The 11,172-nt window shown below is 68.7% G+C and carries 8 protein-coding genes; 5 read left to right on the forward strand and 3 right to left on the reverse strand.

Annotated elements, in window-relative coordinates; all coding sequences use genetic code 11:
• Together AC6RA4_RS18475 and AC6RA4_RS18480 are read right to left on the reverse strand one after the other, a co-directional pair.
• On the reverse strand, positions 1-4,613 hold a 4,613-nt coding region (locus AC6RA4_RS18475; RefSeq protein WP_500162866.1), incomplete at its 3' end, for a two-partner secretion domain-containing protein.
• Complete coding sequence (locus AC6RA4_RS18480; RefSeq protein WP_500162867.1) at positions 4,564-6,300, reverse strand: ShlB/FhaC/HecB family hemolysin secretion/activation protein; 1,737 nt, start codon at positions 6,298-6,300, stop codon at positions 4,564-4,566. The genes AC6RA4_RS18475 and AC6RA4_RS18480, both read right to left, overlap by 50 nt.
• Before the next feature lie 250 nt (positions 6,301-6,550).
• Between AC6RA4_RS18480 and AC6RA4_RS18485 the strand changes: the two genes are divergently transcribed.
• Both AC6RA4_RS18485 and AC6RA4_RS18490 read left to right on the forward strand, forming a co-directional pair.
• Positions 6,551-7,855, forward strand: a complete 1,305-nt coding sequence (locus AC6RA4_RS18485; protein WP_500162869.1) for a replication-associated recombination protein A — start codon at positions 6,551-6,553, stop codon at positions 7,853-7,855.
• Complete coding sequence (locus AC6RA4_RS18490; protein ID WP_500162870.1) at positions 7,852-8,556, forward strand: heparan-alpha-glucosaminide N-acetyltransferase; 705 nt, start codon at positions 7,852-7,854, stop codon at positions 8,554-8,556. The genes AC6RA4_RS18485 and AC6RA4_RS18490 overlap by 4 nt, the downstream gene beginning before the upstream one ends.
• Positions 8,557-8,576: 20 nt before the next feature.
• On the opposite strand, the gene AC6RA4_RS18495 is transcribed toward AC6RA4_RS18490, so the two are convergent.
• Positions 8,577-8,723: a hypothetical protein gene (locus tag AC6RA4_RS18495; protein ID WP_500162872.1), complete on the reverse strand. Its 147-nt coding sequence runs from the start codon at positions 8,721-8,723 to the stop codon at positions 8,577-8,579.
• Positions 8,724-8,900: 177 nt separating this feature from the next.
• On the opposite strand from AC6RA4_RS18495, the gene AC6RA4_RS18500 reads away from it, so the two are divergent.
• The 3 genes from AC6RA4_RS18500 to AC6RA4_RS18510 form a co-directional block, all read left to right on the forward strand.
• Positions 8,901-9,782, forward strand: a complete 882-nt coding sequence (locus AC6RA4_RS18500; RefSeq protein WP_500162874.1) for a LysR family transcriptional regulator — start codon at positions 8,901-8,903, stop codon at positions 9,780-9,782.
• Between the two features lie 88 nt (positions 9,783-9,870).
• Positions 9,871-10,686: a putative hydro-lyase gene (locus tag AC6RA4_RS18505; RefSeq protein ID WP_500162875.1), complete on the forward strand. Its 816-nt coding sequence runs from the start codon at positions 9,871-9,873 to the stop codon at positions 10,684-10,686.
• Between the two features lie 51 nt (positions 10,687-10,737).
• The coding region (locus AC6RA4_RS18510; protein WP_500162877.1) for a type 2 periplasmic-binding domain-containing protein at positions 10,738-11,172 on the forward strand (435 nt) is incomplete at its 3' end.

Consider the following 11,172-nt stretch of genomic DNA (forward strand, 5'->3'; position numbering starts at 1 on the left):
CCGGCGAAGGTGAAGGTCTCGCCGTAGGTCTTGAGCTGATCGTCGGCGGTGATGGTGAGCGTTGCCGGGTCAACGGTCATGGCACCGTCGACATAGGCGATGGTGTAGTTGCCGAGCCCCGTGCCCGAGGCGTTGCTCGCGGTGATGGCGTACGGGGAGCCTGCGACGGGGGCGGTGTCGAGCGCGCCGTCGCTGGCGAGGTCGACGCTGGCGACGCTGTCGGTGAACAGCAGGCCCGAGGTGGAGACCTCGGTGCCGGCGAAGGTGAAGGTCTCGCCATAGGTCTTGAACTGATCGTCGGCGGTGATGGTCAGCGCCGCGGGATCGACCGTCATGGCACCATCGACATAAGCGATGGTGTAGTTGCCGAGCCCTGTGCCCGAGGCGTTGCTGGCGGTGATGGCATAGGGTGCGCCTGCGACGGGGGCGGTTTCCGCTGCGCCGTCGCTGGCGAGGTCGACGCTGGCGACGCTGTCGGTGAACAGCAGTCCGGAGGTGGTGAACTCGGTGCCGGCGAAGGTGAAGGTCTCGCCATAGGTCTTGACCTGATCGTCGGCGGTGATGGTCAGTGCCGCCGGATCGACACTCATCGCGCCATCGACATAGGCGATGGTGTAGTTGCTGAGCCCCGTGCCCGAGGCGTTGCTGGCGGTGATGGCGTACGGGGAGCCAGCGACGGGGGCGGTGTCGAGCGCGCCGTCACTGGCGAGGTCGACGCTGGCGACGCTGTCGGAGAACAGCAGCCCGGAGGTGGAGAACTCGGTGCCGGCGAAGGTGAAGGTCTCGCCGTAGGTCTTGACCTGATCGTCGGCGGTGATGGTCAGCGGGGCGGGCGTGATCGTGAAGGCCGCGGGCAGGTCGACCACGCGGTAGGTCTCGCCCAGCGTGCTGGTGAGCGCGGTCGTGGCAAGGGTGAACGTCCCGGACCCGACATCGTCCGACGGGAACACGAGGTCGGCAAAGAGCGGCGCGGTGTCGAGCGTGTCCCCCGCTGGCGGGAAGACATAGACCGACGGGCCGCCGGAGACGCTGCCGGTGGTGCTGGCCGTCGGGGTCTCGCCATATTGCAGGGTGACCGGGTCCGGCCGGGCAAAGACCACCTGGTCGATGCTGTAGATCGCCGGGTAGAAGCCGGTGTCGCCAGGCGCCCAGACGGTGTCGAAATCCCAGCCCGCCGCGCCGGCGAGGGCGAAGAAGCCCGCGGTGTCCTCGAACGCCGCCGTGGTCAGGCCGATGCCGCCCGCGCTGTCGGCCTGGCCGGTGCTCTGGGTGTCCCAGTAGGAGGCGGTGACCGGGGTGGCAACGATGTCCGGGTCGAAGGAGAGGTTCTCGCCGACCAGACCGCCGGACAGGATGGTGCCCGCCGGGGGCGGGGTGACGAGCCCGGAGGCGAAGACCCGCGCGAGGCTGCCCTCGAAGGTGCGCCCGACGAAGCCGCCGATGATGCCGGTCCCGGGGCTGTTGTTGAAGGTGAGGCTGACCGGGCCCTGCGCGAAGCTGTCCGAGATCGCGCCGGCATCGTTGCGCCCGGTATGCCCTCCGGCGAAGAGCTCCTGGATGGCGTGATACTCCTCGAGCGCGACCGAGCCCGTGGCCCCGGTCTGCGACAGGACGCCCGCATTCACCCCGGCAAAGCCGCCGGCGATGCCGGTCACCGTGAGAGGAATGTCGATCACGTCCGAGGCCAGATCCTCGGTCAGCAGCACGCTGACATCGCTGTCGGCACGAGAGTTCGAAATGCTGCTTTCATTGCGCCCGGCGAACCCGCCGACGGCGACATCGCCGACATAGGCGTCACTGAAACCGCCCTGCACGTAGATCGAATTCTCCGAGCGCGATCCCGTGATGATGCCGGGCAGGCCGGTGTCGGACAGGTTGTAGCCGACGAAGCCGCCGGCGTTCAGCTCGGTGTCGCCGGGGGTGATCGAGAGCAGGCTGCCGGTGCTCTCGAACTCTTCGGGATCGAAGTCGCCGATGAAAGCGGTCACGTCGCCGGTTGCCTCCGACCCCGAGATGGTGCCGGCGTTGACCGCCGCGAAGCCGCCGATCTGCGAGGCGACCTCGGTGCCGTCGGCTTCGACAGCGAGAATAACGTCCGCAGAGCTGCTGCTGTCGCTGATCGTGCCGATGTTGATGCCGACGAGACCGCCGGACAGGGCGGTGGTGTCGGCGGTGGCCAGAACCGTGCCGGCGGCGGAGGAGTCGGTGATCAGCCCGCCATTCGATCCCACCAGACCGCCGGCGAAGCTGCGGAAGGCGGTGCCCGATCCCGTCACCAGACCGTCGAAGGAGGCGCCGGAAATCACACCGGTATTGACCGCGACAAGCCCGCCGGCATCGCCGCCGAAATTGCCCGTCAGGGTCTCTCCGGCATAGCCGGTCACGACCCCGGTCACCGCGACATTGCTGAGGGTTCCGGCGTTGGTGGCGACGAGGCCGCCGGCATTGTCGCCGGTGATGTCGACGTTGGACAGGGTCAGATCCATCACCGAGGTGGTGGCCTCGGTGGAGAAGAACAGGCCGACATCCGACAGGCGGTTGATGTGGAGGCCGTCGACGGTGAAGCCGTTGCCCTCGAGCGAGGCCGAGAAACCCAGCTCGCTGTTGCCGATCGGATCGAACCCGAGCGCGCCCTCTCCGACGGCGCCCCAGGCGGCGGTCGACGTGGCGTCGATGTCATTGCCGAGGGCGAAATGACTGTCGAGCATGTCGAAGGAATCCATGCCCTGCAGGCCGTAGGCATCGGTCAGGATGTAGGGCGCGGCGGCGGTGCCGCTGCCGCCGGCCGCGCGCAGGAAGCTGGCGCCGCTGCCGAGCTGGAAATCGGTCACTGCGAAAGGTGACAGCGCCGGGCCTGTCTGCCTCCAGAACCCCGAAATCACGTTGAAATCACGCGCGACGATGCTGCCGCCTGACCCGCGTTCGGTGACGTTGCCATTGGCGTTGACGATGTCGGCCGCGATGCTGAGGTTCGACACGTCGATGGCGCTGGAGGAGGCGAGCGTGACGGTGCCGGTGGCGTTCAGCACGAAGGCGGCGGCGGGATCGGCGTTGCCGTTGATGGCGCCGAGAATGTCGATGTTGCGGTCGGCGATCAGCTCGAAGGTGGTGCCGGCGGTCCAGTCGATATCGGCGCGGATGGTGATATCGCCCGGATCGCTGCCGCAGCAGAACTCGCTGGTGTCGAGCGTCAGGTTGCCGAGCGACAGCGCGGTCTCGACATCGGCCTCCGAGAGCGTGCCGGGCACGAGGATATCGTCGGGATCGAGCAGCAGGGTGCCGAAATCGCCCGCCGGCGCGCGCAGGTCGGTTAGGCCGGAATAGGACAGGGCGCGGGCGCTCGAGACCTCGACGAAGCCGCCATTGCCGCCGAGCTCCCCGCCGCGGGCGCTGATGGTGCCGGCAAACGCAGTGGACAGGTCCGACCAGATGACCGCACGGCCGCCATCGCCTTCGGTGAGCGCGTCGACGCTGATCGCGGTGGCAGCGTCGATGGTGACGCTGTCGGCATGGGCGAGGTTGCCCGCGCCGGCGAAATCGCCGCCGATGCGGATCAGGCCGCCGCCGCCGTCGCCGCTGGCGTCGAGGCGGGCGCCTTCAAGCGCGATCTGCGCGCCGGTGATGTCGATGCGCCCGCCGGTCGGGCGCGTCTGGGGGCGCAGCGAGGTTGTGACGGCCTCGGCGCTGATCCGCGGTGCGCGGGTGGTGACGCGGCCGGTGACGCGCACGCTGCCGCCGCCGCCGCCGCCCAGCACCACGGCGCCGTTGCGCAGCGACACCGAACGCGCTTCGGCCACGCCCGAAAGGTTGATCGCGTTGCGTGCGGCGTTGCGCGCGGTGGCGGCCTTCATCTCGATGAGCCCGCCATCGGCCGAGACCCGGCCCGAGTTCTGGATCAGCGCCTCGGGATTGCCGTCCTCCTCGGAGGGCAGGGCGACCTGCAGGAAACCGTCGCCCGAGACGTCGAGCGTCACCAGTTCGCCCGCGGCAAAGCCGATCTTGCCAAGCGGCACCACCACGGTGCCCGCGTTGTCGACCCGCCCGCCGATCAGCGCCGCATAGCCGCCGCGGCCCACGGTGATCGCGCCGCGGTTGGTGACGCCGGCGGAGCGGCGGTCGCCGCTATAGCGCAGGTGGCCCGCCATGAAATCGCCGTCCATCACGTCGAGCGTCGAGGCGACGAAGCCGCCGCCGGTCTCGACCCGGCCGCTCTTGCCGATGAAGATGCCGTTGGGGTTGACCAGATGCACCTGCCCGTTGGCCGTCAGGCGGCCGTGGATGCGGCTGTCGGTATTGCCGGTGACGCGGTTCAGGATGGCGCTGGAGGACGAGGGCTGGCGGATGTCGACCGAGGCGTTCTTGCCGATCGAGAAACTGTTCCAGTTCACCACCGCGCGGTCGGAGCCTTGGGTGATGGTCATCGACTGCGCCCCGGGCGTGGCGATGCTGACATCGCCCCTGGCCACGCTGGCGCCGGTCGGCAGCTGATCGGCGGCCGCAATTGCCGGCGCGATCAGGATCAGGGTGCTGCAGAGCAGCCGGCCTTTCAGGCGCGTCTTGTTCTCAGAAGCGGAAGTTCCCCGACAGGCTGAAGCGTGTGTCGTCCGGGCCATGATCCCGTTCTCCCTTGCCAAATTCTAGTCTCAATGAACTTGCTCGAAATCGTGAAGCGGGTTGCGAGAAGATGTCGATGCCGACGCCATAGGCGCGGGCCTGCTCGAAAGACTCTTCGAGCGCCGTCGGATTCTCGATCCGCACCGCCCCGATGCCCGCGAAAATATACGGGCTCACGACGAGCGGGGTGGTCTGGAACTGGACGTTGGTCGGGCGCGACAGCTCGGTGCGCACGACCCAGCCGCTGTCGCCGCGCAGGCCGCCGGCATCGAAGGTCGACAGCTCTCCGGCCCCGGCGATGCTGAACTGCTCCGAGGTCAGAAGCGGCTCTCCGAACGAGGTCTGGAAGCGTCCGATCAGGCTGAGCGAGACGGCCTCGCCAAGCGCCCGGCGATGGGTGACCGAGCCGCTGAGCTTGGTAAAGGTGGCATCGGCCCCGGCCCGCGACAGCGGCGTGTCGCCGCGCGCGTCGCTTGCGCTGCGCGCGCCGAGCGTGTCGAGCCCCTGCGACAGCAAGAGCGCCGACTCGGAAAAGGCGCCGTCTACGTGATTGTAGGTCAGGTTGACCCCGGCGCGCAGCACCGTGAGCCGGTCTTCGTAAACCTCGGCCCCGCCATTGAGCAGCTCCTGCCGGTCGATCGAATGGTCGAGCATCAGCTGCGTCGTGAGGTTGAGCTGGCGCGAGCGGATCCACGGGTAGATCAGGCGCAGCGAGTGCCGGTCGAAATCCGAGCGGGTGGGGATGTCCTCGTTGTCGGGCGTGGTGTCGGCGCTGGTGATCTCGTAGTTCAGCGCGAGCCCGGAGCTGCCCAGCGGCACAACCGCGCCGGCGGCGAGGATGCGATAGGTCGGATCGGCCGAGAACATCTGGTCGGGCGTGGCCGAGATCCGGCCATAGATCGTTTCGCCGAACTTGAAGGGGCTGTTGAACTCGACGCCCGCATTCAGCGTGAACCCGCCAAGATCCTCAGGCGCGAAATTGTCGAAGCCGACGAAGCCGGTGATCTTCTGGAATTCCGGGTCGAGCGCGATCACCGTGCCGCCGGGCTGCTGGCCGGTGGTCAGCGCCGATCCCAGCGCCACCCCGGCCACGTCGCCCGACAGGAGCAGCTGGCGTTCAAGCTCCGAGAGGGTGACGCCCTTGCGGTCGACCAGCGGCGCGGTCAGCGCCTCGATGCGGGGGCGCACCTCGGGCGGCACCTGCGAGGTGTCCACCGCCTCGACGAAACCGTCGATCACGCCGACCGAGAGCACGCCGCCATCGCGCAGGGTCTGCTGCGGCAGCACCACGCGGGCCAGCACATAGCCCGCCCGGGCATAGGCCGCCTCGAGATCGGCTGTGGCGTTGAAAATCTCCGACACCGGGATGCGGCCGCCGGTCAGGCGGCGTTCGAGCGCGGCATTGGCCTCGGCCATCTGCGGGAACCCGCCATCGAGCGACACGCCCGAGAGCGTGATGCCGATCTGCTCGGCCCCCGGAGGGGCCTGCGTGCCGGTGGCGCCCGAGAACACCACCGAGCCCTGAAGATTCTGAAGCGGCGGCTGAAAGCTCCCCGGCGTGACCTGGCTCGCGGTCTGCGCCAGCAGGGGCACAGGCAAGGCGAATGCGGCCACGGCGGCGGCCGACAGAACGGTTCGCAGGGTCTGCGCGGGCTTCGACGTCACCGTGGCTCCTCCTCCGGACATGGCGGCGCTGCTCCTCGAAAAGGGACAAATCAATGGTGTTAACCTTACGCAACGTCTCCACAATGTCTAAACATTCTTGCGGTGTATCGGAAAAGCTCTGCACGTTGTGGTTGATCCGTCGCGCCGGGCCCTTGCGATGCGGCAATGGCGCGCCGCTCAGGCGTCAAGCCTTCTCCTTGCCGCCCGGCTTGCGTATGTCTGCCTTGGGGCCGGTGCTGGCGGCCCGCCGACCGCAAGGACCGAGGACCCGATGACCGACCTGTTCGATGCCGCCCCCCGCGAAGGGCATGTGCCGCTCGCCGCCGCGCTGCGGCCCGAGACCCTCGACGATGTCATCGGCCAGCCGGCGATCACCGCCGAAGGCTCGATTCTGCGCCGCCGGATCAAAGCGGGCGCGCTGGGCAGCCTGATCCTCTACGGGCCCCCGGGTATCGGCAAGACCACCATCGCCCGCGCCGTGGGCAAGATGCTGGGCAAGGAGTTCCGCCCACTGCACGCCACCCGCGACGGCGTGAAGGAGCTGCGCCGCATCGCCGACGAGGCGCGCATCCGCCCGCTTCTGATCTTTGTCGACGAGGTGCACCGCTTCTCGGCCACGCAGGCCGACGACCTGCTGTCGATCTGCGAGGAGGGCACGGCGGATTTTGTCGGCGCCACCACCGGCAATCCCTATCACGCGCTGCCGCCGGCGCTGGTCTCGCGCTCGACCATCCTGAAGCTCGAGCCGATGAGCCTCGAGGATATGGAGCAGGTGGTGCGGCGCGGCATCGGGCATCTGCGCGAGACCGGGCTGGATGTCGACATGACGCCCGAGCAGGTCCGGCTGGTGGCGGGGCGCTCGGGCGGCGATGCGCGCCGGGCGCTGACCACGCTCGAGAGCCTCGCCGTGGGCCATCCCGGCGGGCGCATCGAGATCACCGAGGCGATGCTGGAAGAGGCCTATGCCTCGGCGGCGATCAACCACGACCGCTCGGGTGATCAGCATTACGACGTGGTCTCGGCCTTTGTGAAATCGATGCGCGGTTCGGACCCGGACGCGACGCTCTACTGGCTGGCGCGGATGATCCATGCCGGAGAGGATCCGCGCTACATCGCCCGGCGCATCATGATCCACGCCTCCGAGGATGTTGGCCTCGCCGACAACACCGCGCTGCAAACGGCGGTCGCCGCGGCCACGGCGGTCGAGAAGATCGGCTACCCCGAGGCGCGCATCATCCTCGCCCACGCGGCGCTGCACGTGGCGCGTGCGCCCAAGTCGAACTCCGCCTGCCGCGGCATCGGCGCGGCGCTGGCGATGGTCGAGCAGGGGGCGCCGGCGCTGGTGCCCAAGCATCTGCGCGATACGCATTATTCCGGCGCGGAGAAGCTCGGCCACGTGGGCTACCAGTTCCCGCACAACGATCCGCGCGGCTGGGTCGAGCAGGAATACGTGCCGGGGCTGACCCCCGGCAGCCTCTACCAGAGCGACGCGCGCGGCGGCGCGACCTTCGAGGCCCGCGCCGACCAGTTCTGGGAAAAGGTCACTGGAAAGAAGGTGCCGGGGACCTTCTCTTGAGCGCCGCGCCGGCCCGCATCGGCTGGATCGACCTCGCGCGGGTCGCGGCGCTGGCGGGCATGGTGGTGTTCCACTTCGCCCGTGATCTCGAGATCTTTGGCCTCGTGCCGCCGGGCCTGACGCTGAGCGGCGGCTGGGCTTTGTTTGCGCGGCTGGTGGCGGGCAGCTTCCTGTTGCTCTCGGGGGTGAGCCTCGTGCTCGCCCATGGGCAGGGCCTGCGCCCTGCCGCGTGGCGGCGGCGCTTTGTCATGATCGTCACGGCGGCGGCGCTGGTGAGCGTCGCGACTTACGTCGCCTTCCCGTCACGCTTCGTCTATTTCGGCATCCTGCACAGCATCGCCGCGGCAAGCCTGATCGGCCTCGTCTTCCTGCGCCTGCCCGCATGGGCCACGGCGCTGGCGGGCGCGGCGGTCTTCACGCTGCACCTGACGCTCGGACGGGCGGTGTTCGACAGCTTCTGGCTGGCTTGGACCGGCCTCAGCGCCACGGTGCGCCCGTCGCTGGATTTCCTGCCGCTGGTGCCGTGGCTGGCGCCGTTCCTTTTCGGCATGGCCTTGGCCCGCGCGGTCGATCTCCGCGCGCTGCCCGCGCTGAGCCTGCCGGCAATGATCACATGGACCAGCCGGCACAGCCTGTCGGTCTATCTCGTGCACCAGCCGGTTCTGCTCGGGCTGATCTGGCTCGCGACCCGCCTCGGCTGAGCCGGTCAGGGCGGCTCGGCTCACATCACACAGTCGCGCGCGTCAAGTTCCTGCACAGGGTCGTCGGCCGCGCAGGGCTCGCCGGACAGCGGGTAGCTGTCCTGGCCTTCGCAGGCGGCAAGGGTGATGAGCGCGGCAAGCGCCAGCAGCATGGCAAGGGGTTTCATGGCTCCGTCTCCTCCACTTGGGCGGCTCCGAGCCTCGCGCGCCACAGCTTCGGGGTCGCTGTTCCAATTCTACGCCCCCAAAGACGCTATGGCGATGGTTTTCTTTGCCTCTTCCCGGGCCAGAGGGCGGCGAGAGCGCTTGACAGGGCGGGGCCCGAGGGGCCTTAGCATGGGGCCATGTTCGGCTTCAGGGATATCGAGATCATCCGCTCCGTGGTGCGCCATGGCGGGTTTCGCGCGGCGGCGGATGCCACCGGGCTGGCGCAGTCGGCGATCTCGCGCCGCATCCGCCATCTCGAGGACCGCATGGGCATCACCATCTTCGAGCGCGCCGGGCGCGGCGTGCGGCTGAGCGCCACCGGGCGCCGGCTCGTCGACGAGGCCGAGGTGCTGATCGCGCAGCGCGACCGCATCCTCGAGGAGCTGACGCAGGGGGTGATGGCCGGCGTGGTGCGGCTCGGCGTGGCCGAGACCATGACCCACACGCTGCTGCCGCGGATGCTGACCACGCTGCGCGCCCGCCACCCGATGCTGCGCTTCGAGATCTCGGTCGATACCTCCGAGCAAATGGGGCAGGCGCTGCGCGACGATGCGCTCGACGTGGTCATCATGCTGCGCGACCAGGCGCCTCGCGGCATCGCGCTGACGCCGCTGCCGCCGGTCAGCATGGGCTGGTTCGTCTCGCCCGAGCACTTCACCCTGCCGAGCCCGGCGGGGATCGACGACCTTGCGGCGCTGCCCATCGTCTCCTTTCCCAAGACCACCATCCCGCACCGGCAGGTGCTCGAGGTGATGACCGCAGGACGTCGCAAGCCCGCGACAGTGCATGGCTCGGCCTCGCTCGCCACCATGGTCAACCTCGTGCAGCAGGGATTCGGCATTGGGACGATTCCGCACGATATCGTCGCCGCCTGGCCGCAGATCCTGCTGCAGGAGATCGACGTGCTGCCCGAAGCGAAACTCCCACCGCTCGAGTTCGTGATCTGCCATGATCCTGAAAGGAATGAGGAAATCGGGCGTGAGGTGACGCGGGCAGCGGTCGAGGCTGGGTATGGCTGATCTTCTGAGGAGATCGGTTCTGGGTGAAATCGACCTATTGATCTAATCGGTTACTCTGCGGAATGCTCTGGGGAACTGGAGAATTGCCATGACCGATCAAACCCGCGCCATCTCGTCTCCCAAGGACCTGCGTGCCCGCATCCGCGAGGGCCGTTTCACCGGCCCGACCGCCGGCCACGGCGGCGAGGCGCTGCAGGCCAACCTCGTGATGCTGCCCGGCGAGGACGCGCAGGAATTCCTGCGCTTCTGTCAGGCCAACCCGCGGCCCTGTCCGCTTCTGGCGGTGGGCGAGCCGGGCGATCCGTCGCTGCCGACACTGGGCGATATCGACCTGCGCCACGACGTGCCGCGCTACCGGGTGTGGCGCGATGGCGAACTGGTGGCCGAGCCCACCGACATCGCCGATCTCTGGACCGATGACATGGTGTCCTTCGCGCTGGGCTGCTCGTTCAGCTTCGAGGATGCGCTGACCCGCGCAGGCATTCCCGTCCGCCACCAGGACGCGGGCCGCAACGTGCCGATGTACCGCACCAACCTCGCGACCCGGCCCGCCGGGCGCTTCTCGGGGCCGCTCGTCGTCAGCATGCGGGCGATGCCCGCCGCCGATGCCATCGAGGCGATCTCGATCTGCGAGCGTTTCCCGCTGGCGCATGGCGCGCCGGTGCATCTGGGCGACCCGTCGCAAATCGGCATCGAAGACATCGATGCGCCCGATTACGGCGATGTGCCCGACATCCGTCCCGGCGACATTCCCGTGTTCTGGGCCTGCGGGGTGACGCCGCAGGCGGCGATCACCGCCGCCAAACCCGCCCTCGCGATCACCCATGCGCCGGGGCACATGCTGGTCACCGACATCCCGTCGAGCCACGCGGAACGCCGCCTCACCGGGGTGCACCCGGCCTGAGGCCGCAACAAACAAGAACCAAACACGATCCAACCCAACAGGAGACTCCCCATGAAAAAGACCATGATGACCGCAATGACCGCCGCGCTGCTGGCCGGTCCGGCGCTCGCACAGGAAGAGCTCGCCGTGGTCGGCAGCTGGTCCAGCCTGCCGCTCTACAAGCAGTTCACCACGCCGTTCTGGACCGAAGCGCTCCCCGAGATGACCGGCGGCGCCTTCACCGCGCAGCTGACCAGCTTTGACCAGATGGGCATCGCGGGCGCAGACGTCTACCGGATGCTGGGCGACGGCGTGTTCCACGTCGGCCAGACCGTGGCCGACTACACCGTGGGCGACGCGCCCGAGCTCGAGGGGCTCGACGTGCCGCTCGTCGCCACCTCTGCCGACGAGGCGCAGGCCATGGTCGAGGCGGCCCGCCCGATGGTCGAGGACATCATGCGCGACCGCTTCAACTCGGAAGTGCTGGGCATCGCGCCGTACCCGCCG

The organism is Salipiger sp. (assembly GCF_059781815.1).

Excerpts from the sequence above, each read along its gene's own strand:
- AC6RA4_RS18480 (WP_500162867.1), bottom strand. The coding sequence starts at position 6,300 with ATGTCCGGAGGAGGAGCCACGGTGACGTCGAAGCCCGCGCAGACCCTG.
- AC6RA4_RS18485 (WP_500162869.1), top strand. The coding sequence starts at position 6,551 with ATGACCGACCTGTTCGATGCCGCCCCCCGCGAAGGGCATGTGCCGCTC.
- AC6RA4_RS18495 (WP_500162872.1), bottom strand. The coding sequence starts at position 8,723 with ATGAAACCCCTTGCCATGCTGCTGGCGCTTGCCGCGCTCATCACCCTT.
- AC6RA4_RS18500 (WP_500162874.1), top strand. The coding sequence starts at position 8,901 with ATGTTCGGCTTCAGGGATATCGAGATCATCCGCTCCGTGGTGCGCCAT.
- AC6RA4_RS18505 (WP_500162875.1), top strand. The coding sequence starts at position 9,871 with ATGACCGATCAAACCCGCGCCATCTCGTCTCCCAAGGACCTGCGTGCC.